Annotated in this window: 26 protein-coding genes; 16 read left to right on the forward strand and 10 right to left on the reverse strand. The window is 41.0% G+C overall.

Going from position 1 to position 25,757, the window contains the following annotated elements; translation table 11 throughout:
* Positions 1-44: 44 nt before the first annotated feature.
* The 8 genes from BMX56_RS25560 to BMX56_RS25595 all read left to right on the forward strand — a co-directional run bounded on the left by BMX56_RS25560 (position 45) and on the right by BMX56_RS25595 (position 7,876).
* Positions 45-635 (forward strand): LbetaH domain-containing protein, encoded by a 591-nt coding sequence (locus BMX56_RS25560; RefSeq protein WP_177183918.1) that lies wholly within the window; start codon positions 45-47, stop codon positions 633-635.
* Positions 628-2,337 (forward strand): GMC oxidoreductase, encoded by a 1,710-nt coding sequence (locus tag BMX56_RS25565; RefSeq protein WP_090652549.1) that lies wholly within the window; start codon positions 628-630, stop codon positions 2,335-2,337. The genes BMX56_RS25560 and BMX56_RS25565 overlap by 8 nt, the downstream gene beginning before the upstream one ends.
* On the forward strand, positions 2,334-3,218 hold the full coding sequence (locus BMX56_RS25570) for a glycosyltransferase family 2 protein (RefSeq protein ID WP_090652550.1): 885 nt from the start codon (positions 2,334-2,336) through the stop codon (positions 3,216-3,218). The genes BMX56_RS25565 and BMX56_RS25570 overlap by 4 nt, the downstream gene beginning before the upstream one ends.
* A 195-nt stretch (positions 3,219-3,413) precedes the next feature.
* Positions 3,414-4,706 carry a WcaI family glycosyltransferase gene (locus tag BMX56_RS25575; RefSeq protein WP_090652551.1) on the forward strand — a complete coding sequence of 431 codons (1,293 nt, stop codon included), beginning with the start codon at positions 3,414-3,416 and terminating at the stop codon, positions 4,704-4,706.
* A gap of 112 nt (positions 4,707-4,818) precedes the next feature.
* Positions 4,819-5,067: a hypothetical protein gene (locus BMX56_RS25580; RefSeq protein WP_090652552.1), complete on the forward strand. Its 249-nt coding sequence runs from the start codon at positions 4,819-4,821 to the stop codon at positions 5,065-5,067.
* A 225-nt stretch (positions 5,068-5,292) separates the two neighbouring features.
* On the forward strand, positions 5,293-6,408 hold the full coding sequence (gene gmd / locus BMX56_RS25585; protein WP_090652553.1) for a GDP-mannose 4,6-dehydratase: 1,116 nt from the start codon (positions 5,293-5,295) through the stop codon (positions 6,406-6,408).
* Positions 6,409-7,097: 689 nt separating this feature from the next.
* Positions 7,098-7,529 carry a transposase gene (locus tag BMX56_RS25590; protein WP_090652554.1) on the forward strand — a complete coding sequence of 144 codons (432 nt, stop codon included), beginning with the start codon at positions 7,098-7,100 and terminating at the stop codon, positions 7,527-7,529.
* Between the two features lie 98 nt (positions 7,530-7,627).
* The gene (locus tag BMX56_RS25595) at positions 7,628-7,876 is read left to right on the forward strand and encodes a hypothetical protein (RefSeq protein ID WP_090652555.1); all 249 of its coding nucleotides are present in this window, start codon (positions 7,628-7,630) and stop codon (positions 7,874-7,876) included.
* Positions 7,877-8,134: 258 nt separating this feature from the next.
* On the opposite strand, the gene BMX56_RS25600 is transcribed toward BMX56_RS25595, so the two are convergent.
* Both BMX56_RS25600 and BMX56_RS25610 read right to left on the reverse strand, forming a co-directional pair.
* A complete protein-coding gene (locus BMX56_RS25600; RefSeq protein WP_090652556.1) occupies positions 8,135-9,820 on the reverse strand; it encodes a response regulator in 1,686 nt (561 codons plus the stop codon).
* Between the two features lie 460 nt (positions 9,821-10,280).
* Positions 10,281-10,880: a single-stranded DNA-binding protein gene (locus BMX56_RS25610; RefSeq protein ID WP_143065528.1), complete on the reverse strand. Its 600-nt coding sequence runs from the start codon at positions 10,878-10,880 to the stop codon at positions 10,281-10,283.
* A 308-nt stretch (positions 10,881-11,188) separates the two neighbouring features.
* On the opposite strand from BMX56_RS25610, the gene BMX56_RS25615 reads away from it, so the two are divergent.
* On the forward strand, positions 11,189-12,049 hold the full coding sequence (locus BMX56_RS25615) for a sigma-70 family RNA polymerase sigma factor (protein WP_090652559.1): 861 nt from the start codon (positions 11,189-11,191) through the stop codon (positions 12,047-12,049).
* Between the two features lie 184 nt (positions 12,050-12,233).
* Here BMX56_RS25615 and BMX56_RS25620 read toward each other — a convergent pair whose 3' ends face one another.
* The 3 genes from BMX56_RS25620 to BMX56_RS25630 form a co-directional block, all read right to left on the reverse strand.
* On the reverse strand, positions 12,234-12,854 hold the full coding sequence (locus BMX56_RS25620; RefSeq protein ID WP_090652560.1) for a TetR/AcrR family transcriptional regulator: 621 nt from the start codon (positions 12,852-12,854) through the stop codon (positions 12,234-12,236).
* 101 nt (positions 12,855-12,955) lie between these two features.
* Positions 12,956-13,720, reverse strand: a complete 765-nt coding sequence (locus BMX56_RS25625) for an SDR family NAD(P)-dependent oxidoreductase (protein WP_143065529.1) — start codon at positions 13,718-13,720, stop codon at positions 12,956-12,958.
* A gap of 85 nt (positions 13,721-13,805) precedes the next feature.
* Positions 13,806-14,099 (reverse strand): putative quinol monooxygenase, encoded by a 294-nt coding sequence (locus BMX56_RS25630; RefSeq protein WP_090652562.1) that lies wholly within the window; start codon positions 14,097-14,099, stop codon positions 13,806-13,808.
* A gap of 327 nt (positions 14,100-14,426) precedes the next feature.
* Here BMX56_RS25630 and BMX56_RS25635 point away from each other — a divergent pair, with 327 nt between their 5' ends.
* The 4 genes from BMX56_RS25635 to BMX56_RS25650 all read left to right on the forward strand — a co-directional run bounded on the left by BMX56_RS25635 (position 14,427) and on the right by BMX56_RS25650 (position 16,110).
* Complete coding sequence (locus BMX56_RS25635) at positions 14,427-14,999, forward strand: sigma-70 family RNA polymerase sigma factor (protein WP_090652563.1); 573 nt, start codon at positions 14,427-14,429, stop codon at positions 14,997-14,999.
* Positions 14,996-15,295: a hypothetical protein gene (locus BMX56_RS25640; RefSeq protein ID WP_143065530.1), complete on the forward strand. Its 300-nt coding sequence runs from the start codon at positions 14,996-14,998 to the stop codon at positions 15,293-15,295. The genes BMX56_RS25635 and BMX56_RS25640 overlap by 4 nt, the downstream gene beginning before the upstream one ends.
* Before the next feature lie 74 nt (positions 15,296-15,369).
* On the forward strand, positions 15,370-15,663 hold the full coding sequence (locus tag BMX56_RS25645) for a DUF6799 domain-containing protein (protein ID WP_090652565.1): 294 nt from the start codon (positions 15,370-15,372) through the stop codon (positions 15,661-15,663).
* A gap of 63 nt (positions 15,664-15,726) precedes the next feature.
* Positions 15,727-16,110: a SnoaL-like domain-containing protein gene (locus BMX56_RS25650; protein WP_090652566.1), complete on the forward strand. Its 384-nt coding sequence runs from the start codon at positions 15,727-15,729 to the stop codon at positions 16,108-16,110.
* A 74-nt stretch (positions 16,111-16,184) separates the two neighbouring features.
* Here the strand turns inward: BMX56_RS25650 and BMX56_RS25655 are convergent, their stop codons facing one another.
* From BMX56_RS25655 to BMX56_RS25675, 5 genes are all read right to left on the reverse strand, one after another.
* Positions 16,185-17,468, reverse strand: coding sequence for a tetratricopeptide repeat protein (locus BMX56_RS25655; protein WP_090652567.1), 1,284 nt, complete (start codon positions 17,466-17,468; stop codon positions 16,185-16,187).
* Positions 17,469-17,620: 152 nt separating this feature from the next.
* Positions 17,621-18,310 (reverse strand): HupE/UreJ family protein, encoded by a 690-nt coding sequence (locus BMX56_RS25660; RefSeq protein ID WP_090652568.1) that lies wholly within the window; start codon positions 18,308-18,310, stop codon positions 17,621-17,623.
* Between the two features lie 56 nt (positions 18,311-18,366).
* Positions 18,367-18,648 carry a DUF4331 family protein gene (locus BMX56_RS30585; RefSeq protein WP_255369921.1) on the reverse strand — a complete coding sequence of 94 codons (282 nt, stop codon included), beginning with the start codon at positions 18,646-18,648 and terminating at the stop codon, positions 18,367-18,369.
* Positions 18,649-18,919: 271 nt separating this feature from the next.
* A complete protein-coding gene (locus BMX56_RS25670) occupies positions 18,920-19,582 on the reverse strand; it encodes a DUF4331 family protein (protein ID WP_090652570.1) in 663 nt (220 codons plus the stop codon).
* A 205-nt stretch (positions 19,583-19,787) separates the two neighbouring features.
* Positions 19,788-22,058, reverse strand: a complete 2,271-nt coding sequence (locus BMX56_RS25675; RefSeq protein WP_090652571.1) for a TonB-dependent receptor — start codon at positions 22,056-22,058, stop codon at positions 19,788-19,790.
* A gap of 170 nt (positions 22,059-22,228) precedes the next feature.
* On the opposite strand from BMX56_RS25675, the gene BMX56_RS25680 reads away from it, so the two are divergent.
* The 3 genes from BMX56_RS25680 to BMX56_RS25695 all read left to right on the forward strand — a co-directional run bounded on the left by BMX56_RS25680 (position 22,229) and on the right by BMX56_RS25695 (position 25,501).
* Positions 22,229-22,687: a DUF3095 family protein gene (locus BMX56_RS25680; RefSeq protein WP_090652572.1), complete on the forward strand. Its 459-nt coding sequence runs from the start codon at positions 22,229-22,231 to the stop codon at positions 22,685-22,687.
* A 1,057-nt stretch (positions 22,688-23,744) separates the two neighbouring features.
* Positions 23,745-24,797 (forward strand): sensor histidine kinase, encoded by a 1,053-nt coding sequence (locus BMX56_RS25690; RefSeq protein WP_090652574.1) that lies wholly within the window; start codon positions 23,745-23,747, stop codon positions 24,795-24,797.
* The gene (locus BMX56_RS25695; RefSeq protein WP_090652575.1) at positions 24,794-25,501 is read left to right on the forward strand and encodes a LytR/AlgR family response regulator transcription factor; all 708 of its coding nucleotides are present in this window, start codon (positions 24,794-24,796) and stop codon (positions 25,499-25,501) included. The genes BMX56_RS25690 and BMX56_RS25695 overlap by 4 nt, the downstream gene beginning before the upstream one ends.
* Positions 25,502-25,757: the final 256 nt, after the last annotated feature.

The raw sequence follows: 25,757 nt of genomic DNA on the forward strand, positions 1-25,757 counted from the left end.
CAGGGGCAAAATTGCCCGAACATAATCATAATCAAACAGCAAATATGTTTTCTTATCATAGTAAGGATAGTGTGGATGGATACTTACGGCCCGTATTTTCATTTTCTAATAAGCTACGAAGGGCCATTTGGAACCTGTGTTGGTCACTATTGTGCAGATGGACACCCAAGCCGCTGCATAAATGGCGGGTTTTAATTGTAAGAGCATTTGGTGGCAAAATTGGCGATAAAAATATCATCTACCCCGATTGCAAGATATGGGCTCCGTGGCTACTGGAAACGGAGGATATTGTTACCATTGGCCCGGGGGTCGAGATTTATAATCCCGGTGGTGTTTTTTTGGGCCACCATTCAATCCTCTCCCAAAACGCTTACCTATGTGGCGCTACCCATGATTATAACACGGCCGATTTTACATATATCATGAAGCAAATAATCATATCACCCTATTCCTGGATATGCTCAAAAGCGGTTGTGTTGCCAGGAGTGTGTTGCATGGATGGGAGTGTTTTGGGAGCTGCATCGGTAACATCACGAGATCTGGAGCCCTGGACAGTATATGGCGGACACCCGGCCCTGCCTTTAAAAAAACGAACTAACTTCTTAGACAACCTAAACAACAATCAGGATGAGTAAACATGATTTCCCTTTTGATTTCGACCTATGCATCATTGGCAGTGGCCCGGCGGGCATTATCCTCGCTCTTGAATATTCGCGGCTAAACCCTCATAAATCTGTTGTATTGCTTGAATACGGTGTAAGCGGGCAGCCGGCAGAAAACAGCTTAGATAGTTCCATTACAATAACCAATGTTGAAAATCATCACGCTCCTTCGGAGTGTACGAATAAAGGTTTAGGGGGCACATCTGCAACCTGGGGAGGCCGTTGTGTGATGTATGATGATATCGATTTTATTGACCGCCCAATTTTAAACGGCAACTGTACATGGGATAGCACGTTGTTTAACGAAGTTAAAACCTACGCACCGGCAGCCGCCAAATACTTTGAATGCGGAAATGCCGATTTTAATTTGTCGGCCATACCTGGTGTGCGATATAACACTATAGCCGAAGGGTTTAAACAAGGAATAGTAACCGACAACACATTAGAAAGATACAGTATGCCAACCCGCTTTGGCAAACGTTATGAGAACGATATCAAAGCGCAAAAAAACCTGACTTTATTGCAGGGATTTGAAGCAAGGGATTTTTGTGCCCCCAACGAAAATGATATAGTTGAGTACCTGACAGTAAGAGAAGTAGCTACCAAAATTGAATTCAAAATATCTGCCGGTTCATTTATTATAGCATCAGGCGCCCAGGAAAGCACCCGGATATTACTGCGTAACACACAGCTATTTAACAATTTAGGCAATACACCACAAGCTTTGGGGAAATATTACCAGGGCCATTTATCGGGAAAAATTGCCAGCGTTAAATTTTATGGTAATCCCAAAAAAACAGACTATTCTTTCATAAAACATGCTGATGGAACTTATACAAGGCGCAGATTTCAGTTTTCGACCGATTTTTTAAAGGCTAAAAACCTGTTAAACACAGCTATGTGGCTGGACAACCCTTTATACTTTGATCCTAAGCACCGGAGCGGGGCGATGTCTTTTATGTACATGGCAATGATAACTCCGGTACTTGGCAAAAAACTGGCGCCGCCGGCAATTGCACATTCAATTACCAAAGGCAAAGTAACCAGGGTCCCCGCACATATAGGCAATATTATAAAGGGATTACCAAATTCGCTGTTAAAACCTGCTGCCATTTTCTATAAAAGGTACTGCGTTAAACGTAAACTGCCCGGTATATTTCTTTACAGCCCTAAAAACACTTATGCGTTACATTTTCACGCCGAGCAAATACCTTCTGCAAGCAATTGCATGGAACTGGCTGCCGACGGTGAAACCTTACAAATTAATTATTCAGTTACCGATCAGGACGTTTCGTCGGTGATTGAACTGCACGATGTACTCGATAAGTGGTTAAGAGATTGCGGTTGCGGCGAACTTGAATATTGGTTTGACAAAAACCAGTTACCTGCAGCAATTAAAAGCATGACTAAAGACGGGTTACATCAATCCGGAACAACAAGAATATCCGACTTTCCTGATAGTGGCGTGGTTGATAAAAACCTGAAGCTTTGGGGCACCGGCAATGTATATGTATGTAGCAGTTCGGTTTTTCCCACATCCGGACAAGCAAATCCAACCTTTTTTTTAGGTGCATTTGCTGTACGACTGGCAAGCTATTTAACTGATGTATCACAAATCGATCTGCAAAATAATCACGAGGCTAATGACGCCGGAGTTTTAATATTACAAAAATGATATCGGTAATTATACTTACAAAAAACGAAGAAACGGACCTGCCCGCGTGCTTAAATTCGTTAACCTGGACAGATGACATTCATGTTATGGATTCCTTTAGCACGGATAAAACCTGCGAAATTGCCAGGCAACATGGTGCAAAAATTAGCATGAACGCATTTGAAAGCTTCGGGAAACAGCGCAACTTTGCACTCGAAAATATTGTTTTAAAACATAATTGGGTACTGTTTTTAGATGCTGACGAAGTTAGTACCCCCGCATTTGCCAATGCTATTAAGTTGGCTATCGATAACGCCGACGAAGAAACAGCCGGCTTTTACTGTTGCTGGAAAATGATGCTTGAAGGCATATGGCTTAAAAGAAGCGACAACTTCCCCAAATGGCAGTTGCGCTTATTGCGTAAAGGCCGGGTAACTTTTAAAGATTTCGGGCACGGTCAAAAAGAAGACAAGGTAATTGGGAATGTTTTATACATAAAAGAGCCTTATACGCACTTCGGTTTTTCAAAAGGGTGGTCTCATTGGATTGAAAGGCATAACCGCTATTCATCACTGGAAGCAATTGCGCGACTGGATATATGCCCGCCGTTTAAAAACATATTCAGTAAACATGGAAGCACACGAAATCCGGCATTAAAATCCTGGATGATCAAAGTACCCGGCTGGCCGTTATTAAGATTTATATATACATACATATTCAGTTTGGGCTTTACTGAAGGCTTACCGGGACTTATTTATGCTATTAATCTCTCTTTTTATGAGCATATGATTATGATTAAAACCAGGGAAATTTTATCACAAAGGCATAAAACGTCTAAAGATATCGGCCAGAATTCTATCGCGATAAGTAAACAAGAATCTCCCGAATTGGAACTCATTTAACAGGTTTACAATAATATCGTTTTTTAAAACCGCGCAACATGGCTATGAATATCGATAAGTAAGCGGTTATTTGTCAAAAACCCCTACAAACGCAATAGTCCATCAGCCATTATATTATATAAATAACAACGGCCATTACCATAGGCGCCTGGAAGACCAGCACTCAGGCATTAACTTTACTTGCACTTATATAAAATGACAATTTCAAAAAACAAGAGTGTTATCATTATAGGGATAAACTTTTCACCAGAGCTAACCGGTATTGGAAAATATACCGGCGAAATGGTTGAGTGGTTAACCGAGAATCATTTTTTGTGCACAATGGTTACAGCTTTCCCCTACTATCCTTATTGGCAAACTCAAAAGCCGTATAAAAATCGTTTTTTTAGCCGCGAGACATTAAAGAATGGTAAGTTAAATATTTATCGTTGTCCGCTGTATGTACCAAAACAACCGAGCGGCTTAAAAAGACTTATTCACGAATTTAGTTTTTTTGTATCCGCTTTTGTGATGGTAATCTACCTGCTTTTTAAGCCCAAAAAAGACTATATTTTTTGTATTGCTCCGCCTTTTCACCTTGGTTTTTTGGGATTGATATACAGATTTTTCAAAGGGGGTAAAATCATTTATCACATACAGGACCTGCAAATTGAAGCGGCCCGCGACCTGCAAATAATTAAATCGGACAAAGCTTTTAAAGCACTGTTCGCGATGGAACGGCTAATCATGAAAAAGGTGGATTACGTAAGTACTATATCTACCGGAATGCTTAAAAAGATCTCAAAAAAAACTGTAAAGGACATATTATTCTTTCCCAATTGGGTAGATACCACTGCCTATTGCCCGTTATATGACAACGCAGAAATGAAAATATTGTGGGGGTTTCACGAAGACGATAAAATTGTTTTATATTCAGGAAGTATAGGAGAAAAACAGGGATTAGAAAGCATCCTGACCGTAGCAAAACACCTGGAGTCATCTACGTTTATAAAATTTGTCATTTGCGGAACCGGGCCATACAAGGAGAAACTTATAGCAAAAGCTAAAGAGCAAAAACTTGACAATGTGCATTTTTTGCCCTTACAACAGCCAGACCAATTCAATAATTTTCTTAACATGGCCGATATTCATCTGGTACTCCAAAAAAAGAGTGCAAGCGACCTGGTTATGCCCTCAAAATTAACCACTATTTTGGCAGTAGGCGGGCTGGCGCTTATAACTGCCGAACCTGGTACAAACCTTTTTGAAATTGTTAACGACAACAAAATGGGTGTTGTTATCGCTTCAGAAAATTTAAGTTCTCTCGAAAACGCTATTTTAAAGTTCTGTACTTCAGATAACTCAATATTAAAGCTCAACGGACGCAAATACGCCGAAAATTATTTGAACAAGGATAGTATACTTAATAAACTCTTTAATAAGTTAGAAAACCGAACGCCTGTTGATATTGATGAAAAACGGCCTCTTGAATACCTGGAATTAAAATAGTTGCTCCCATATCAAACAGGCAACACTTTTTTTAATAATTATAAAAACGAATAAAAAAACACAACCAATGATGGCGCCTCACGTATAAAGGTTAATTAAAAGAGCGAAACAAATGCAACTTTTCTTAACTTGTGCTTCCGTAATGGCTACGTCCCAAAATCAAAAAGCTTACGTTACCGATATGGAACGTGATCTGACATTTTTCGGTTCAGTAAAATCGTTAACCGAGCATAACGGGATACTCACTATTTGCATGAGTGAAGCGGCTGTTTATGAATACTCTTCGTCAAATTACCTGTACCAGGAAGTCGAAATTTCCTTTTCAAGGCCTAAAAGTGTTATTCATATAGAAGAGGCTTAATTCTAATCTTACTTAATTTTCATTCTTTTTTTACAATGCTAACTTGTCGGCGTTAACAGTCTGTGCTACAGTATTGTTAGCTCTGGTATTTATTTCGCATTATTGCCACCTATCGCGTCAGCAAATAAATAAAAGTCTCGAAATTTCCAGTTAAAGAAATCCCTTTGTTTAATTACAAGGTAACTGCCTTGCGCAATAATCTAAATCAATAAAACGCTACATTTCATGAAGAAAAAAGCATTAATAACAGGTATAACAGGCCAGGACGGCGCCTACCTGGCCGAATTATTATTATCAAAGGACTATGAAGTTCATGGTATAAAACGAAGAAGTTCGCTTTTTAACACCGAGCGTATTGACCATTTATACCAGGATCCGCATGATGAAGACAGACGTTTCATTATGCATTATGGCGATTTATCCGACTCAACTAACCTGATACGCATCATACAACAAGTTCAGCCGGACGAAATTTATAACCTGGGTGCGATGTCTCACGTTAAAGTAAGCTTTGATACCCCAGAGTATACAGCCAATGCTGATGGAATTGGCACCCTCCGGCTCTTAGAGGCTATAAGAATTTTGCAACTCACAAAAAAAACCAGGATTTACCAGGCTTCAACTTCAGAGTTATATGGACTTGTACAAGCCGTACCGCAATCAGAAACTACACCTTTTTACCCGCGGTCGCCTTATGCTGTGGCCAAATTGTACGCGTACTGGATAACTGTTAATTACAGGGAAGCATATAACATATTTGCGTGTAATGGCATCCTTTTTAACCATGAAAGCCCCTTACGCGGTGAAACTTTTGTTACCCGCAAAATTACACGGGCAGCAGTAAAAATTGCGTTAGGACTTCAAAATAAACTATTTCTTGGAAACCTCGATTCGCGGCGCGACTGGGGACATGCCAAGGACTATGTTGAAGCCATGTGGCTTATTTTACAGCAGGATAAACCAGAAGACTATGTAATTGCAACAGGAGTAACTACAACGGTAAGAGATTTTGTTAAAATGGCTTTCCAGGAACTCGGTATAGAGATAGTGTTTGAAGGCGAAGGTGTCGACGAAAAAGGATATGTATCGGCTTGCCACAATATGGATTATCTGATTGAAATTGGTAAAGAAATAATCTCGGTAGACCCTGCTTATTTCCGCCCTACCGAAGTGGAACTATTAATTGGCGATCCAACTAAAGCTATTGAAAAACTGGGATGGAAAATCAAATATGATTTAAAAATGCTGGTTAATGACATGGTAACGTCTGATATAACTCTTTTCGAGAGACAAAAGCTGTTAAAAGACATGGGATACGAAATTAAGAACCAGTTTGAATAGTTCATTAGATACTTAATATTGTAATTGTAAGTACCGCCTTCTTTTTTGTGGTGTTTAAGAACCACTTCCTTATTTGTAGCCATGCTTACGAAGTTGGCTGTAAAACATTTTCGTTAGTTGAGCAGATTTCGGTGTTAACACTATACACTATCTCTCAACTGACGAATTATATTTTTATGGAATTGCTCTCAGGGCATAAAAAAGCCCTTCTACAATAGTAAAAGAGCTTTTCGAAAAAGGGGGTAAATGATGGGGCTCGAACCCACGACCCTCGGTACCACAAACTCATGGTACATTATCCTAAAGACCTATTTTTCAACAACTTGACAGCCGACTAAAACATCTTGTAAAACAGTTGTAAAACAAGAGACCTGTAATGTCGATTAATCAAAAATAACATTTTTTTCTGTTCCTTGAAAGTAATTGTTAACGAAGTATACGCGTTGCGACTGGATTCTCGCTAAGTTTTGCAAGAAAACTGGTTGAACTATGGCGTACGAACATCCAACTTATAATGGTGGAGTGATAACAGGCTGACCGAGAATTCAGGGCATTCTTAATTTTTGTTAAATTAGTGGTATGCCAAGCAAATTTAAACCACAAAATAATAGACAGTTATTTTTTTTCTACCACCGAGTGTAGATGATTTTATTCCCGAGGGGCATTTAGCGAGAGTAATTGATGAAATAGTGGAAGCTTTGGACACTAAACCAATTGAGAATAAGTATCATTTTCGGGGTCAAAAGAGCTATCATCCTAAAATGCTGATCAAACTCCTGATCTATGGATATTCAACCGGCGTATTTTCAGGTAGAAAAATAGCGATGAAATGTGAGAGTGAAACTGCCTTTATGTATTTGACTGGTATGTACCAGCCCGATTTTAGAACCATCAATGATTTCAGAAAAGGTTATATAACTGATTTCTTTCATCGCACCGTTGTCCCGGCAAAAATTACTAATAGCTATCGCACACTAATATTTAAAAAGCTTGCTGGACCACTATGCAACAAAACCATCCCGACCCACTACGGATCGGGGTGGGTCGCCATGCCCTGTTCATTCGCAACTTTTCAGAATGTATTTAAGCGTCCTGTAACGCTGATCACTTCAACTTACTGAACGAAATATCCAAGGTTCCTGTTTTCTGCCTCGTCGATAAATGCATCCAGTTTTGTTGTGTTGAATTTTTCCTTTAATGCCTGTTCAGTTGCCTTGAGTTGATCATTCAGACACTAAAGGCTGATGCGCCTGACGACGAGCAGTTTCGAATGTTTGTTGTTTCGGCAAGTTATCATGGAAACTATCAGGCAAGGATTATCCTTCGTTATCATGAAGAAGGCGAAAGAAGTATTAGGATCATCCATGATTACCAGTTGGAGCATTTAACCCTGCAAACCGGAACGGATTATTGGAATGCTGCTACCAGTGTAGTTAACGACGCAGGAGAAATAGATAACAGTGCATAGTTACCTATTGTCAACAATATCGGTAATTTGTTTGTCGTTGACCTGGAGACAACAATCAGGTAAAAAACAAGGAATACGAAATCAAAAAAGGCTTTACCAGGAGTATTTAAAAGACTGGTCGCTCGCAAGGGTAACAGCTGCAAACCAGCATGGGGACCATTAGATATTCACGAAAGAGCCACTGCGATATCGCAGTCGGCAATTGCTCATTGGAGTTATTAATATCACAAATAACACTGATATAGTTACTTACCTGGCTTACATATTAGCCCTAAACAAATGAATTATAGGTATCAAATCAAAAAAGTTGCTTACATCTAACAATGCGCTTGTTCCTGTATGCGCAATATCATTACGAATCTTTACAAGGGTTCCTACTTTTCTTAAATAGGTGTCGTCTTTGCTAAACTTAAATGCCATGATAAAGGAAAGTTTCGTTAGCGTAGCATATTGCAATGAAGCATTGGTATCTAATTTTTCTAAATAGTTTCCATTGACAGTATCAGCATGGAAGGTCATGTGATAAGTACTACCAGTCTTTGCATGAATGGTGGTACCGGTTAAATCGACAATACTTTTGGCGTTACTATCAAAAACAATCTCATTGTAGTTTTCAATGATCTGAAAATAATTCATGTATGCCGCTTCAAACATCTCCAGTCTGATTAGCTCAAATGACCGCTTTAGCCCAAATTCGGAAAACGTCAAAAAACCTGCATCTGTAAATGTCGTTTGTGCGATAGCATTTTGATGTGCTGTGAAAATACTTTTAAGATAAATTCTATCAAAACATACTTTAACCTGTTCTTTAAAAGCTTCGTAATTTTTCAAGCTCAAATCATCAGGGATCAAATATTCCGGTGACTCTTTAATATAGTACCCGTCTGCCTTCAGCGCTAATAATTGCTTCATATTCCAGGCTTTATTAGATGCTGTAAAAATTATCACCTGGGTGCCTTCGTTACGAGCTTTGATCTCCCTTAAAATTTCCGTTCCGCTATAACGATCAATTGGTAATACGATGCCCGCAATATCCTCTTTTAGGGGAAGCAATCTTAAGTCCAATAAAATAAGATCCCAATCTTTTCCGATTTCATCGCGAATACGTTTAAAAAATTCAGTTTCAGATAACCCATCCCCGGTGATCGACATAACCGTTCCACCTTTAAATATTACAGATAGAGCGCTTGTCCATCCCTTAAAGCCTTCATCATCGATATAAAGTATCTTTTTACGAATAGCATCTATAGTATTTGGCCCGGCAAGTTGAGCTGGGCTACCCACACCGGCAGAACCAGTAGCCGCTTGCCTGGCCAAAGCCAAGGCTATTGCGCTGTTTTTAGCGCGAAGGTATTTAAAATACAGCGTTTTCGATTTTAAATAGGCAGGTGCGGTGGTGCTTAAACTTGCCAGTTTTGCAACACGGTCTAATTGATAAACGCCCCATTCATTAGCAAGGGAATGGGGGCCCATAGTTTCAGGCTTATTTATAATCAGATTATTAAGAACATTTAAATAATTTTCAGTTCTTAATGGTTGTATGGCATAAAGGTTTGCCCTTATTTCATCGAGATCTTCAGGACAAAGCAGGCAACCTTCCGTAACTGCTATTAACGGATATTTTTCGTTGCGCGATAGTAAAAGAGTTTCCAGAGATTTGTCGGAAATGAAAATTATTGGAACCAAATAATCATCACTTATTTCATTTGAAAACCTGATATGTAAACCGAGTTTAAATCCAATTTGATTATTGGGGGTTTCACCCAATGACACAGGGATAAGGATTTTATCGATTTTATTTTTTTGAAATTTGGGTATTATAAAACCATCCGTCTCAGGCTCATCGACGAGTTCATGAAAATCAAGAGATTTCACCTTTAACTCGTCGATTATTTTTTTAGTGAAGGTATTCGCCTGGTCATTAACTATATATATTTCGCCCATGTCGTAATATTGATTGTATGATTTTTTCTAAATGGTTTAATAATACTCCAGGTGCACTACTATGAGCCGCAGTTTCAAACTTAGCCATAACGGTCGTTCCAGACTCTGCGAGCATAGCAAATTGAGCTGTAAGTTCTTTTATTTCCGGCAGTTTATCCTTAAAGCTATATGAATTAATTAATGAGGAGATCTGAGCGGATATCAAAGACAGATCCTGAGCAATAAAACTTTTACCATAAGTCAAAATCTTAACCTGTGCATTCCCTGTTTCATTAAAATGATAGAGAAAATCTTTCAGATTTGAATAAAATAAGCGTTTATTGATTCGACTTATATTTACAGCCTCGCTTTTGCTTTGGCATCAAAATCGTTTTCCATGATGTGCGTAATTTTTGTCCTTAAATGGTGTTGAAATAGTTTTGAAACAGCACCCCGTTTACAGAGTGCTGTAGGATGGGTTTTAGAATGGCAAATCATCATCACCGCCACCTGCTCCAACGGCTTTCTTTTCAGCCTTTTTATCTTTTGGGGGATCGTTTGGTTTTACACCAGTGGAGCCGAATAGCTTGACGGTATCAACAGCGCATACAAGGTCAGCTTGTACTTTTCCATCGCGGTTTTCCCATGTTTGGGCTTCGACCCATCCTGAAATTTCGACTATTGCGCCTTTGGTGAGGTACACAGCCAAACCGGGATTTATCCAGTATGAGCAGTTTACAAAAGCGGTCTTTTCCTTTTTTTCGCCTGCTTTGGTTTTGTACCGCTGGTTCAGGGCTACGGTAAAATTGGTTACTTGTTTGTCGCCTGAAACTGTCCTTGTTTGAGCGTCTGCGGTAATTCTTCCTGTGAATAACATAATTTTTGTTTTTTTAATAAATGAATAAATCTGTTTTGCTTTCCTTATCCCGCTTTGCTTTTCCTGATTATTTTTAAAAAAGGGAAAAAAGAAAGCCATAGGAAGTGCCGGCTCATAGCCAGAAGGAAACGGAATAAGTCCCGAAGGGTGGATTGGTGAGGTACGAGCCAAGCCATTATGCCGTAGTCTTTTGGCGTACTCCAAAAAAGGAATACGGCAAGACCTTAGCTGCGCTTTTTACCCGTTTCGACTAAAAATATTAATGAATGACGACAATGACGAACTCATTTACGCTGAAAACAAATGGAAGAAAACCCTAAAGCACCCGGATTCCTGACATCCAGTCAACACTATTTTTTGCTTCTGTGCTTATATTTGTGTTGCAAGGATCAGCAACTACCTTTCTCCCGCAAGCACCAGTAAATCACTGTAATCTCATAGAGAACCATTTCTGCTTTCAGCGCATTCTAAGGGACAAGATCTTTAGCATTTCACTTAAAATATTTTCGTAAATGAGGCAACTTAAAATTAGTGAGTCAATCACCAATCGTGAGACAGCATCGTTGAATCAGTATTTGTCAGATATCGCAAAGATTCCGATGGTTACTCCGCAAGAAGAGGTGACGTTGACACAAAAAATCAGGGAAGGCGACCAGGCAGCGTTAGAAAGATTAACAACTGCCAATTTAAGGTTCGTAGTTTCCGTAGCAAAACAATATCAAAGTTCAGGGCTGACACTTGGCGACCTGATCAATGAGGGCAATGTTGGTTTAGTTAAAGCGGCCAAGCGTTTTGATGAAACAAAAGGATTTAAATTTATATCCTATGCTGTATGGTGGATCCGGCAATCCATCTTATCGGCTATAAATGAACAATCGCGCATGATTCGGTTGCCGTTAAACAAAGTTGGGGATATTTCAAAGATTGCAAAAGCGGCATCCAAACTGGAACAACAGTTTGAGCGCCAGCCAACACCGGAAGAAATAGCCGAGAATCTGGAATTAACCGCAGAAAAGATCAGTGACACGTTAGGGCATTCCGGCAGGCACATTTCTTATGATTCACCATTTTCCAGTGAAGAGGAAAACACGTTACTGGATGTGCTGCACAGCCCCGAACCTGCTACAGATAAAGGCTTAATGACCGAATCGCTATCATTGGAGGTATCCAATTGCATGCGTGTGCTTGGCGAAAAAGAAAAAGATATATTGTCCCTTTTCTTTGGACTGGGTACACAACAGGCCCAAAGCCTTGAAGAAATTGGCGATAAATATAACCTTACCCGCGAAAGAGTAAGACAGATTAAAGACAAAGCACTTTCCAGGCTTCGGGAAAATTCACGGGCCTGGGTGTTAAAGGGCTATTTAGATTGACAAAAAAACTCCTTGCGACAACAGGGAGTTTTTTTTTAATTATCCTGGCGGGATTGCCGAATGGCGCATTAGGGATTGAAATGGCATCCTTCGACAGAAGATATAATGGAAAGCCCGACCGAAGGGAATGCCATAATGTTTTAAATTTCCTTAATTAAGCAAATTAAGAAGCTTTGAATTCTTATCATATTTGATCGGAACCCGCCATAAATGCCCAATTCACGATTTGGCCGAGCGTTCCGAGAATGGCAGACCTACCTTCTTCGGTTTTCAGGTTAATGTCTGCAAATTGATGTCCATTATTACGGGTATGCAAAACGATATAATAAATTCCGCCGACCAGGAGAGCTGCTACAGCCCGAAAGTTGACATGCGAATTTTCAAAATGCGGATCGGTCATTTCTAAAAAATCCTGCCCGATGCTTTCCCTTGCGTTATGAATGCTTTGCATCATTTGACTTGTTCCGGAAAGTTCCATCAAGATCAAATTTTGCATTTCCTGTTCTTTGGAAAAGAACTTAAATAATTCCTGCAAAATGTCCGTTATGACTAACTGGCTATTGCCAGGACTGGCATCTTTTAGCAGTGATTTCAGATGCTCCGAAAAGACCATCCAATAATCATTTTCAGTAACATAAGCTTCCGTAAGGTTATCTAAATTACCAAAGTAACGATATACCAATTTTCTATCAACACCTGCCTCGCGAGCAACATTACTGATGCGGACGTCCTTAAAACCCTTTGTTTTAATGATCTGACCTACAGCATCGATAAGCTTTCGCTTGGTTTGTTCTTTATCTTTCATTGGATAAGGTTTAAGGTTATCCCTGTTGCACCTAATAATGTCAATAAGCAAACCTTCCGTCAGCTTATACCATTCTTTTTTCCTGCTTAACCGACAAAAAATTAAAACCGCAACGTGGAAAGAAGCCCGCCATCGACCGATAATATTTCTCCGTATAAATAATCAGAATCTGCTGACGCCAAAAAGAGAGACGCTTTCGCGATATCATCCGGTCTGCCAAACCGTTGTGCTGGTATTCTTTTGAAGGCTTTTACAATCGGTGAGTCCTCGTCATTTATGAATGGTTGAACCATGGGGGTTTGAATTAAACCGGGTGCGATCGCATTAGCTCTTATGCCATCATGCCCCATCTCAGCATTAATTTGCTTTGTAAAGCCGACTATGGCGTGTTTAGATATGGTATAGGCCATTCCCGCACCTCCGCCAATCAGGCCCGCATCCGAGGCCATGTTTACAATAACTCCATATTTATGGTCGATCATGCTTTGCAGAACATATTTAGTCACCAAAAAAGTTCCTACAACATTTACTGATAGTATCTTTCTTAACAGCGGCAAATCTGTTTGTGCCATGGGGATAAGATTGTCAAATACCCCGGCTGTATTGCAAAGAATGCTTATTTTTCCATACGCATTAATGGCTTGTTCATAAAGGGTTATTACTTCCTGTTCGTTGCTGATATCGGTGGTTCTACCTATCGCATCGCCTCCGCCCACTTTAATTTCTGATACTGTTTCCTGTAATTTTTCAGACTGAATATCGGCGGCGATTATTTTAGCACCTTCCCTGGCAAACAGTAAGGCCTGAGCCTTGCCTATGCCAGATGCCGCACCCGTGATCAGAGCCACTTGATTTGCTAATTTCATTTCTTTCTTATTAAGATCTTTTAATTTATTGCATAAAAAGAAACCCACTTAAAACAAACTTCTGGTTCTAAGTGGGCTTCCGGTATTATTTGAAGGCGATTATTTCCGCCAATTCTATAGACGGCTCTGGTTCAAACAGATCGTCCGCTGCCGACATCAGGGCGGCAACAAGTTTTCCGCTCAAATGGGTCTGGCGGCTTTCTTCTGATTCAAATGTATCGAAGATTCCGAAGGTGGTAGGCCCCAGTTTTAAAGCATACCATGAAACGGTTCCAAGTTCCTGTTGAACCAGCGGTAATGCATTAATCAATAATTCTGCTAATTCGTTTTCTTTTCCGGGTTTGGCCTCTAATTTGGCCAGGATCGCTAATTTAACCATTGTGTTTATGTTGAATTGATTTATTTGATTGAGGAATTATCTCGGCTAAGATTACGCTGATACAGCCGAGCATGATCATTCTTGTGATAAAACAGATAAAAATTTCCATAGATTTCGATTTTTGTAAGGGTATCCAGTTGTTTTTAATACCCTGATAGACGATGCAGGCCGCCTCACCTTACAGCGGATTGAAAAAAAATTCAAAATGGCCTCTGTGAAAATATTTACAAACTGTATATCAGTTAATTATGAAAAAAAATTAAATATTATTATTTTCAGTGTAAGGATATGGTTGCAGCAACGTCCGTGTGATAAAACAACTACTATATGTTAGGGACTAACAGGAAACTTGACCCGGGGCTTTGGGTCAAAAACTATGCGGATTATTTGTATAACTTTTCGATACAGAGGGTTAATGATGAGGACATGGCGAATGACCTGGTGCAGGATACATTTTTATCGGCTTTGGAAAATGCCGAAACCTTTGCCGGCAACAGCAGCGAATTAACCTGGCTTAGGGCCATACTTAGAAACAAAATAATCGATTACTATCGAAAAAAGTCTTCCGGCCTGAACGCGGTGACCGAGCGGCGGGATTTTGAAGAAAACCCGGTTGAATATTTCGGAGAGGACGGGATCTGGAAAGCAGAATTCGCGCCGACGCCTTTCGGGCATGACGGGCACCAGCGTTTAGATAAGAAGGAGTTTTATACTGTACTGGAGTTTTGTATGGAAAAATTACCTGCCTTATGGATGTCCATCTTTCGTATGAAACACCTGGATGAGGAAAAAACGGATGTGATCTGCAAGGAACTGCGGGTAACCTCATCCAACTATTGGGTGATCATTCACCGCGCCAAACTGAGTTTAAGGGAATGTTTGCAAAAAAACTGGATATGAAAAAGTGGATCAACAATTTAAGGCTGAAGGCTAACGGACAAAAATACACTTGCCGCCGCGCGACCTATTTTATCGAAAAGCGGCACGAAAAAGCATTGAATATAAATGACCTGACCGAGTTATATATGCATTTGATCATTTGCCCTTTCTGCCGCCTTTACAGGATACAAAGCGCTATGATCCACAAAATGCTCCGGAAGATCATCCGGACAGAATCAGCTAATACCGTTGCCATGAACGGCGATGTCAAAGTGCAGCTACAGCAGATAATCGACGAAAAAAACAGAAATATTTAATTTTCAATGTAAGGATGGTCACCCGGCCTCGTCTGTCAGGTCAAAGATTAATTCCAAACATTAAAATTAAAAACATGAAAAAATTGATGATGGCTGCATTGGCCCTGACCTTAGGCTGCAGCGCAATGGCACAAACCAAAGCTGACACGACCCAAAAACCGGAGAACTTTGTAATGCGTTACCACGGTAAAATGATGAAGATCGTTGACGGAAAACCAACACCGATGACCGAAACTATTACGCTGAACAATGGCGCTAAGGTAGCAGTTGACGGATCAGTTAAATTGCCAAACGGTAAGAAACTGAAGATCAAAGAAAATCAAAAAGTAACCATGAGCGGCAAAATGTCGATGGCCACCGGTAACTAATCATTTATCCGTTTAGCAAAGTCTGGCACCTGCCGGACTTTGCTGATTTAAATACATAAGCACATGTCAACAACTCAAAATAATCCGTTAACCACGGAACAGATCGCTCAGCAGTTTTTTGAACTGGTATCACAAGGTAAATTCGAAGAAGCACAAAATACTTACTTTTCACCTGAGATCATCAGCATCGAAATTCCCGATGCCGACGGATTCCGAAAAAAAGACCAGAGCCTTGGGGCCATTGCCGCTAAACGTGAGGCATTCCAGGCCATTGTGGCCAGTGTGGAAGGCTTAAAAACAGGCCAGCTGATCATCCAGGGTAATTCCTTCGCCTTTGCTTTCGAACTTGATTTTACCGTAAAAAACGGCGGCCCGCAACGCCTCGCAGAAATTTGCGTTTACCAGGTCGAAGCTGGGCAGATTATCGTAGAGCAATTTTTTAATTAATATAGCCGATCCCTTTAATTGAAGACGTCTGGCAACCTAATTGCCAGACGTTTTTTTATTGATGGCCGAATCGTTTAGAGCTCCGGATCATTAGCCAGGGTGGCAGCCATCTCCGGACTCAAATCATATTTATTCTGTAGTGCGGCATTCAGATATTTATTGGCATCATAGCCCTTACCCATACCTTTCAGCAGGCTACCGATATAAAAAAGTTCCAGTCCTTCCAGTGGCCTTCCGGCAACATATTGTTCGTAAACCCGGTAAGCCTCATTCTTTTTATTGTTTTTGAAAAGCGCATACGCCAGCCATGCATAAGTCTGCGGAGTAGCGCGGTTAAGCAGTTCAGCCCTGGCCAGTTTTTCAGCTTCGTTTGGCTGGTGAAGAATGCCTGTATAAATTTCGATCAGGTATTTATTGTACATCATACCATAACGCGGATCGGTTGCGGCATGGACAAAAGCGGCGGCATACTTTTTTTGCATTGATTTATTACCGGATTGTTGCGCCGCCTGATACATTTTAAAAAGAGGGTCGGGAAGTTTATTGTGGGAAAGGACGAAGTTAAATAAGCGGTTTGCCGCCACCGGATCATGGTCATGCACTAAAGCGATCCAGCCTATTCCTAAAATACTATGAAAATCAACACTGTTTATCCTAACACATTCCTTATACGCACTGAGCGCCTTTTCCAGATCGCCGGTATGTAAGTACAGATCGCCTTGATTGGACAGCGCAATATCCTTCAGGTATGGCCCTTTAGCCAATGCTACCGCTTTATTGATGGCGCTTAACGCACTGTCAGTCATTCCCAGGAGATGGTCATATTTTGCGCGCCTGAAGTAGTAATTATAATCCTTGAACGGCTTTAATTGGGCGAGATAAAATTTGGCCTCGTTATAATGGCCCAGTTCAAAGCTGACGTCAAAGGAAACATTATTACTGGTATAATTTTTAATGCCCAGCATTTTTGCCGAATCCAGTAGTAATTGCGCGCTGCTGAAACGGTGTTGCAACATCGCGGCAGCTACCAGGGCCAAATCTGCCGATGCTAATTTATGGCGATAAGTATTACTGATAGACCTGTAGATACTGTCAGCAGATCTGGCATCGTTAATATCACCAAAGTGATGAAAACGCATGATGAGCGTCGCGGCATACCTGGCTTCACTGGTATTTTGCTGGTTCTTCGGGTCAATTCTCCGCTGCCAGAATTTCATATCGGTATTGTTATCGGCAACAGCTGCAGGTATGGTATAATGGTTTATCAGGCTGTCGAGATATATTTTGCCAACCAATGGCTGGCGCTTACAGGAGCTAAAGACCAAGGTCACTGCAATAAGAGGGAAGAAAATTTTCATGATTACATTTTTAAATAAGCATCCGTTAACCGGCTGTCAGGCAGGAAATATCAAGCCGCACTATTGTTTAATTCAATTGGCTTAAGAAACCATTCAAGGGGAGCCGGTATAGTTTCCGCAGGGCATTGTGGTTTCCACGCCCTCAAAAGTTGCTAAAAGAAAATACGCTGAATGGTCCAGAACCCTGCGATAACGACTATAATGGCCGATAACGGCATTACAACGAATTTTCGGTAATTAGGCTTTTTTCCGAACCATTTGGCCAAAAGAAAATACGCTGCGACAATAATGGTAAGCTGGCCAAGTTCAACACCGATATTGAACATGATCAGGCTAAACAGATAGGAAGTTTTAGGAAGGCCAAGCGTACTTAACACACTTGCAAAACCCAGACCATGGATCAATCCAAATAAAAATACAACACCGATACGTGACGCCTTAAGCTTTGGTGAAAATATATTTTCAAGGGCCACAAACAGTATGGATACGGCGATCAACGGCTCGACTATTTTTACCGGAGGCGTAATGACGCCGTACATAGCCAGGCCCAGCGTTATCGAGTGGGCCACGGTGAAAGCAGTAGCCTGGGTCAACAGCGGTTTGATTTTAGGACTTAAAAGAAATAAACTCAGGATAAAGAGAATGTGGTCGAATCCAAGCGGCAAAATATGGCGATATCCCAAACCGAGATAAACCAGCGCCGCTTCCCCGCCAGACATTTTCGATAGTTCTTTTACGACCACATGGGCACTCGCGGGTCCGCTCCATATCGCGATAAGGAAGATAATTATTAGGGCACGGCCCCAAACACTTAAATGCCGGCTTTGTAAAACTTTACCCATTGGATGTTAAAAAAAACAGGCCGGAATCAATCCGGCCTGGGTTAAATATTGAGTTATTACCAGGGAGCAGCTTCGTAAGGAAAGGTGCCCAGGAAGGGTTTGTCATTGTGATCTACGTGATCCGAAACTAATCCCGGATTAGAAGTTCCGTTCGGTCCTCCCCATATCAGCTTGAAGCTGGCATCGATCACATCGTCGGCCAACCCACGACCTGTAAAGGTCCCGTAGCTGGTTGTTCCTGCAGTGCTTACATTAAGCACGTCTGTTGCCAGGGTTTGGCTAAACGCCGCCGCGCTTAAGCCGGCAGCATTGGTTGTGAAACCTGGGTTCAATGCCATGAGTCGGGACTGGATCGTGGATTGATACGCTGTACCCTGAGCAGAGGGGGCGGTCGCATTGAATTTGTCCTGCTGGGCAGCATTAATAAACACAATGTTAACGCCTGGCCGGCCCACCTGGTCACCAGCAACTGAAAATGTAGCACCTGCGTTCGGATCTGACGGCGCTACGTTATGATCTTTATGGCAGGCGCTGATCGTTAGTACTAGCGCACAGCCGCTCAGTAAAAAATATAGTTTCTTTTTCATTTGATTCAAATTTCGGGATTGATTAATTTTTTGTTTTCGTGTCCAGCCATACATTAATTTTGCCGGTGCTGTTCAGTAAGGATTTCGGTAGTTCCAAAACAACGCTCAATACGTTGGTTCCGGCTAATGAATCTGATCCGGGATTGCTGAATGAATTGGCTGCGCCTGTTACCACTTTTACATAAGCGCCAATGTCAAAAAAGAAGGGATCGTCCCGCGGTCCCGCAAAAGCGGTGATACCCTTGGCAGATGTAGTAACAACAGGTGCCGTGGCGGTGTAAGGTGTTACATCAACAACAGCTGAAGCATTGCCAGTGATCGTACTGGTCGTCCCGGTGCTTTGTGGTTTATAGGGACCGTAGAAATACATCTTGCCGGCTTTATAAACACACTGGATCACCAGATCTTCCACATTATCGCCTGTGTTATCGATCTTGAATTCAATCAGCGTGTTTTCATCAAAACCAGCTGTTTTAGTTGCAGTTGGGCTCAGTAAGCCCTGTACATTCGCCGTGAATACCATTTTGTCAGCATTTACCGGGCTTTGGTAAACATACAGGTCGGTAATGTCGGTGCTCTTACCAGAAACTGCAGGTGCATCTCCGTGGTCAGAAGCCCATAAAATCCCGCCGCCGAGCAGCAAGGCTGCGGCAGACAGGGCTGCCACCATTCTTGTTTTTTTCATACTTTTCTTATTAAATTTCAATTGTTATTTGCCCTGACAGACGATGTCAAAATCCTATCCTTACAACCGCAGTGGATTATTTTCTATTAAAGAGGAACAGCGGCTGGCGAAGCATTTAAATGTTACTGATTATCAAAAGGGAAGCAGTCGTTTCCGGCGAAAAAAATAATGATGAAATAATTCAAGGGGTTGGCGGTATGAAATATTATCTGAAAAAATAGCTGATATGAGCAAGGGCGGCGAATTTGGTGCCGGGGGTAAAAGCTATTCCATCAACAGGAGTCACTTCATTTTTTAACCGGGTAACCGTATCGAACTGGGTTTCTTTCCATTTTACATTAAATATGTTGTTGATGGTTAAGCCAATCTCATACTTGCGTTGCGTGTAATTAAGAACCACGTCATTGATAAAATAGCCTATTGCCGTCAGGCTGTAATCTTCGTTTGCCGGTCTTTTTGAAAGATAGCGGTATCTGAAGCTGGCATTTATGCCGCTTTTACCGGAATAGGTTATTCCGGCTGTACTGCTTAATACAGGCGCAAGTGGTATATAGTTCTGTCCATCAGGCTCGTCGATTGCCCGGCCATGCGCATAATTCAAATCCAGGTCGAAGAGGATCGACTTTACCGGTTGGTACCTTGCCGACAGGTCAGCTCCGACGCGCCGGGTCCGGCCGCTGAAATCGACTGTGCCTCCGTCGCCACCATAGACAAATTCCTTTTGAAGATAGATATACCACAGTGAAGCATTGAACAGCAAGTTGTCAAAAGGTTTATACACGACCCCGAAATCGCCGGTATAAGCCGAAGGCAGCGTGCCTGTTCCCTTTTCAGCTACAACTACCCTGGCATCGTTGGAATGAAAACCTTTGCCTAATGAAAGGTATAATTCCGTTTTGGAGGACAGCTGCTCATAAAAGTTCAGCTTGGGACTGAGCGAATGGTTAGAGGCCCTGTATTTCCCGGTCCCGTTAAAAGTGGTATCACCTGCGAAAAGGTTTTGATAATGGTAAGCAAACTCATCAAATCTAAGCCCGGCATTGATACTGAACTTTTCGTTGAACTGAAAAGTTTCAGAAACATAAGCCCCTGTATTCAATTCGTTTATATTACCTAACTTGATCCTGTTCAGTAAGGTATACCTGTTTTTAGTATGCGACAGTTCAGAGCTGTCGGTGACATCAAGCCTGGCATCCAAACCAATTTTGGAAGTTAATTTTATGTTGCCGAGGTAATGTTCATACAGGTAACTGCCATGGTAGCCGTACAGGTTGCGCTTTTCTTTTTGCCGTATTTCATCACCGTTTACCGGGTCTTCCAGGAAGAAAGTAAAATCCGTATGCAGGTCAAACTTATAGCGGGAATAGTAAAACTGATTTTTTAAGATACCGTTATTTTTGAAAGAGGTGATGAATTGGGCGTTAATATTGTTGCGCGAGGTCACCCCGCCCTCATTCGGATCAAGAGCGCCGTAAAAGCCGACGATACCCTGGTCAATGGCCTGATCAGGGATCTGGCCGGAAGCAAACCAGCTACTGTGAAACACCGAAGCGGATAGTAAAAGCCGTGTATTACCGGAAAGCCGGGTACTGAATTTGGAGAATATATTCAGCCTGTTGAAATGCTGCGGGTTATCGAAATAGCTATTACTGAACCGGTATTCAGATGCCACATACCACGACTGGCCTTTTGCTTTGTATCGATCTCCCAGCAGGTCAACCATGGCCAGCGCCCTATAAGTATCAAATTGTCCTCCTTCCACCCGGATTAAATTGCCAGAGATAGCATCCGCAGTATGAAAATCAACAAAACCCGAAGTAACCAGGTCGCCTTTTTCCGCATCATAAGAACCTTTTTTATAATCGGTGCTTTCGATGGTTTCAGGAATAATAAAATGGCTATCGGCATAACCCTGCCCATGCGCATGAGATACCATATTGATCGGCATACCATCTACATTCAAGCTGATATCTGTGCCATGATCTGCATCGAACCCGCGTAAAAATATCTGTTCCGCTTTTCCGCCGCCCTGGTGCTGACCGATGAATAAGCCCGGAACGATACGGAGTACTTCCTGTGAATTTGATACGCCACGCATTTTAATATCGGCATCGCTTATCGTTTTATAAGGGTTACCTGAATTTGCATAAACCACTACATCGGAAAGCTGGGTCTCATGAACGGCAAGCTCAATGACCTCTCCCGGATAGGTATTGTGCAATAAAATTTGCTTCTTTTCATAGCCAACAGCAGAAATGATGATGGCCGTTTCGGCAGCGTTCACTTTGCCAAACTTAAATTGGCCATTTTCACCAGAAAAAGTGGTCCTGCTCCCTGGATTAAGTACGACAGTTGCTCCGCTTAAAGGAGCGCGGGTAAGACTGTCAACAATAACGCCGCTAATGGGGCGGTCCTGAGCGAGCAGCGCCAGACCGGGCAAGCATAACAGTAAAATAGCAGTTAAAAAAATCTTCATATTTATTTCAGGGAATATCCCATATGAAGGAATGGACGACGATATGAAATATTCCTTACATTATATAATGAAATGGGTTGTAAGGTATAGGCAGGCATTACGTCTGTGATCTAAACCCTGTCTTGCATCCTGCTATTTAATGTCGGGGATTACAGGATAAATTTAACCCAATGCATTTATTAAATGATCTAATTGCACCGAACGAGTATTTTTACGCCCGGCTTCCGATCAATCAAATTCCTTTAGGCGAGATTTTGTTAAAGGATGAATTATTTTTTACGGTTCCGGAAAACTGGCATGTCATCGTTACGGATATTAAAGGTTCAACAGAAGCAGTTGCTGCCGGCTTACACCAGCAAATAAACCTGGTGGCAACGGGCAGTACTGTCGCCAGCCTGAATATCGCGTTTAACAAAGGTATTGCCATACCTTTCTTTTTTGGAGGTGACGGAGCTACATTTCTTGTCCCGGCTTCGTTAAAAGAAGAATTGTTAAAATCGCTTCAGCTTTACAAACACAATACCATGATAAATACACACCTGGAACTGCGGGTGGGTGAAGTGTTTGTTCAGCAGATTTATGCCGCCGGATTTAAGCTTCGGTTGTCAAAATTTGGAAGCTCAGACTAATCCGACTTACAGATTTGATAATCAAGTAAGGGTTAAAATATTTAGGATAAGGTGTAGATTAAAAAGTGAAACAATGTAAAATCCAGGGGTGGCAACTTGCTGTTTCGCAATACCTTTGTTGTAGTCTTGTTTATGGTCTCGATCATATTGCTGGTAGGCACTGTCGTAATCTATAACCAGTTTAAACTCATCAGAGACAGGAATCCCGGTTTCGAGAAAGGCAACTTGTTGTATATTCCAATAATAGGAGACATCTGGAGACGAGCAAATAATTCTCTAAACCAACGGGAAGAGTCAGGTACGTCCGCTTTTCCCAAAGTTTTATAAAAATATCCTGAACGATTCCCTCGCATGCAGTCTCGTCACAAAGGCGTTTATAAGCTGCATTAAAGAGTTTATTCCAAAATCTATTATAAACAGCTTCGAACGCTGCCTTATCACCCTATTTAATAACACAGCAAGTTCTTTATCGCTAAGGGCCGAAAATTCGAGCATTGGTTTATTAAATTAAACAGCGGGCAACTGAATATTTTTTAAAGTACGTATTATTTTGCGAGTTTAACAAAACAGAAAAAGAGAATGCAATACTTTCATGCCGACTGTATTTGGAAATATTCATTAGCACTTTTTGTTTCTATAATCAAACGGCACTTTCCTATAAATTATAACGGGTTTGCTATAATTTAAAGAAAAGGAATAACTCATAAAAATACATTTACATCAATAAATAAAAATGGCTTGTATCAATGACTGAAGTTATTCTGTTGGTTGTTCTAATAATAATGGCTACGTTGTCCTTATTGCAAAAAAATAGACAATGAGTGGTATTGTTAAGGTATAAGTAGCCGATAATATCACAAATACTAATGCTGCGGAAGACAGTACAAATGATTCGGACAATGAGTTTTTTACAGACCCTACGTAAAACCATCATGGTTAAGTAATATCGAAAGAAGCTTAAGCTAAATACATACAATGCCTTTCGCCATGATTCATAGGCGTACCGCTCTAACATTCATAAAAAATAGTCGAAGTAAGCCCCAATTAGTCTCATGCTATGAAAAAAACCATTTTTATCAGTAAATATCATTGGCTTCTTCCGATAGTTATCTGGATTGGCGTGTTTTTTTTGCTATTCTTATTTCAAATCATGATTTCATATGAGGAACTGGATCGAGGAAAGGTTCTCAATACATTTTTACTAATCCAATGGGCAGTGTGTCTTTTTTTTGTCCATACTTACTTTTTATTGCCAATCATCCGTAGAAAAAATGGAAAATTGATTTATATACTGTTGCTGATTACCGGCTTAATATTGCATGTATTAATACTGATTAATCTTCAGCCGGATGTGTTCAGCCTGTCTGCAAAAAATATCCTGCCGTTAAAATCCAGAGTTTCTGGTGAACCGTTGTTTTTTCCGTTAGCACCTTACGTAATTGTCATATTTCACAGCTATTGTTATCGCCTATATATTGATCAAGTTAAGCAGAACCATATCCTGAAAGAGCTGGAAACTGTCAATGTTAAGATGGAGCTTCAGTTCTTAAGGTCGCAGATCAGTCCACATTTTATCTTCAACCTCATCAATACACTGGTTTCCCTGGCGCGTAAAAAATCCGAATTATTGGAAGATTCGCTGATCAATCTCGCGCAGTTATTGCGTTACATGCTTTACGATATTAATGACCAGCATATCCCACTGAATAAAGAAATAGAATATTTAAAAACCTATGTCGACTTGCAGCTGCTCCGTTTCGGAGATGGTATTAGCTTCAATTTGTTAGTTAATGGCAGCTTTGAAGGCTATAATATTGAGCCGATGATACTCATCCCATTTATAGAAAACACCTTTAAACATGGTACAGATTCCGTTGCCCATCCGCTAATCGATGTAGCCATTTGTGTTAATGAAAAGAAAAGAATTTTAAATATGACCGTCAAAAACAGCGTGAATAAAATTTCAAAAAACCAGGATCACAGACAAGGCATCGGTTTGGCAAATGTTCAGCGGCGGCTAATGCTCCTATACCCTGGAAGGCACCAAATTCTGCTATCAGAGACAAATGATACTTACAATGTCAATTTAGAAATTAGCTTATCAACATGAATTGCTTAATAGTGGAAGATGAACTTCCTGCGCTGGAATTACTTGCTGACACCATACGTCAGGTCCCCTTCCTGAATCTTTTAGGAACCGCGAGAAATGCTTCAGATGCCATGAGCTGGCTGGATTTGTATAACATTGATCTGATGTTCCTCGATGTTGAGATGCCCGGGATAACGGGATTGGAGTTTTTACGATCCCTTACTCGTCCTCCTTTAGTTATCCTTGTTTCTGCTTATGAGCAATATGCGTTACAGGGTTTTGAACTAAACGTTGTAGACTACCTGGTAAAGCCGGTTCCTTTCTCACGGTTTTTAAAAGCGGTCCGTAAGGCTCAAAGCATTTTAAAAAACCTGCACACGGTGGGTACTCTCACACCATCTGAAACCGAATATGTATTTATCAACGCCAATTATTCCCTGGTTAAGGTTATTCTGTCCGACATCATGTATGTTGAGGGGCTTAAGGACCATGTAAAGATTCACCTTGTTTCCGGAAAAACGGTCATCACCCGTCTTTTATTAAAAGACGTTGAGGAAAAGCTCAGTTCCGGAAAATTCATGCGTGTACACAGGTCATATATCATAGCCCTTGATAAATTGGATACCATACAAAAGACCCAGGTTATGATCCAGGGCATAGAAATTCCTGTTAGTGATGGTTATCGCCAACAATTACAGCACTACGTTACAAGTAGAAATTTCTAAAGTGTCGCGGGCTGGCACAAAGCTTATTCTACGTTATCGAAGGAGAAAAAGATGCAAGTTGATTGATGCTATGACTGTTATAGCGTTAAAGTAAATTTATAATTCTGATAGCCCAGGTTATGTAACGATAGACTCATCATATAATTTTGGTAAGCTACTTGTTTTATGAGTAGCAAGCTGTTACGATGTGGGCGTAATATAAAGCTCGGACCTTTAGTAAGATGAGAATACCGGACGAGAAGATAACGCCAGGTAA

The organism is Mucilaginibacter sp. OK283, from assembly GCF_900110415.1.
Taxonomy (GTDB): Bacteria; Bacteroidota; Bacteroidia; order Sphingobacteriales; family Sphingobacteriaceae; genus Mucilaginibacter.

Coding starts and splice junctions, on each gene's coding strand:
- BMX56_RS25560 (WP_177183918.1), top strand. CDS start 45: ATGTTTTCTTATCATAGTAAGGATAGTGTGGATGGATACTTACGGCCC.
- BMX56_RS25565 (WP_090652549.1), top strand. CDS start 628: ATGAGTAAACATGATTTCCCTTTTGATTTCGACCTATGCATCATTGGC.
- BMX56_RS25570 (WP_090652550.1), top strand. CDS start 2,334: ATGATATCGGTAATTATACTTACAAAAAACGAAGAAACGGACCTGCCC.
- BMX56_RS25575 (WP_090652551.1), top strand. CDS start 3,414: ATGACAATTTCAAAAAACAAGAGTGTTATCATTATAGGGATAAACTTT.
- BMX56_RS25580 (WP_090652552.1), top strand. CDS start 4,819: ATGCAACTTTTCTTAACTTGTGCTTCCGTAATGGCTACGTCCCAAAAT.
- gmd (WP_090652553.1), top strand. CDS start 5,293: ATGAAGAAAAAAGCATTAATAACAGGTATAACAGGCCAGGACGGCGCC.
- BMX56_RS25600 (WP_090652556.1), bottom strand. CDS start 9,820: ATGGGCGAAATATATATAGTTAATGACCAGGCGAATACCTTCACTAAA.
- BMX56_RS25615 (WP_090652559.1), top strand. CDS start 11,189: ATGAGGCAACTTAAAATTAGTGAGTCAATCACCAATCGTGAGACAGCA.
- BMX56_RS25620 (WP_090652560.1), bottom strand. CDS start 12,854: ATGAAAGATAAAGAACAAACCAAGCGAAAGCTTATCGATGCTGTAGGT.
- BMX56_RS25625 (WP_143065529.1), bottom strand. CDS start 13,720: ATGAAATTAGCAAATCAAGTGGCTCTGATCACGGGTGCGGCATCTGGC.
- BMX56_RS25630 (WP_090652562.1), bottom strand. CDS start 14,099: ATGGTTAAATTAGCGATCCTGGCCAAATTAGAGGCCAAACCCGGAAAA.
- BMX56_RS25635 (WP_090652563.1), top strand. CDS start 14,427: ATGTTAGGGACTAACAGGAAACTTGACCCGGGGCTTTGGGTCAAAAAC.
- BMX56_RS25640 (WP_143065530.1), top strand. CDS start 14,996: ATGAAAAAGTGGATCAACAATTTAAGGCTGAAGGCTAACGGACAAAAA.
- BMX56_RS25645 (WP_090652565.1), top strand. CDS start 15,370: ATGAAAAAATTGATGATGGCTGCATTGGCCCTGACCTTAGGCTGCAGC.
- BMX56_RS25650 (WP_090652566.1), top strand. CDS start 15,727: ATGTCAACAACTCAAAATAATCCGTTAACCACGGAACAGATCGCTCAG.
- BMX56_RS25655 (WP_090652567.1), bottom strand. CDS start 17,468: ATGAAAATTTTCTTCCCTCTTATTGCAGTGACCTTGGTCTTTAGCTCC.
- BMX56_RS25660 (WP_090652568.1), bottom strand. CDS start 18,310: ATGGGTAAAGTTTTACAAAGCCGGCATTTAAGTGTTTGGGGCCGTGCC.
- BMX56_RS30585 (WP_255369921.1), bottom strand. CDS start 18,648: ATGGCATTGAACCCAGGTTTCACAACCAATGCTGCCGGCTTAAGCGCG.
- BMX56_RS25670 (WP_090652570.1), bottom strand. CDS start 19,582: ATGAAAAAAACAAGAATGGTGGCAGCCCTGTCTGCCGCAGCCTTGCTG.
- BMX56_RS25675 (WP_090652571.1), bottom strand. CDS start 22,058: ATGAAGATTTTTTTAACTGCTATTTTACTGTTATGCTTGCCCGGTCTG.
- BMX56_RS25680 (WP_090652572.1), top strand. CDS start 22,229: ATGCATTTATTAAATGATCTAATTGCACCGAACGAGTATTTTTACGCC.
- BMX56_RS25690 (WP_090652574.1), top strand. CDS start 23,745: ATGAAAAAAACCATTTTTATCAGTAAATATCATTGGCTTCTTCCGATA.
- BMX56_RS25695 (WP_090652575.1), top strand. CDS start 24,794: ATGAATTGCTTAATAGTGGAAGATGAACTTCCTGCGCTGGAATTACTT.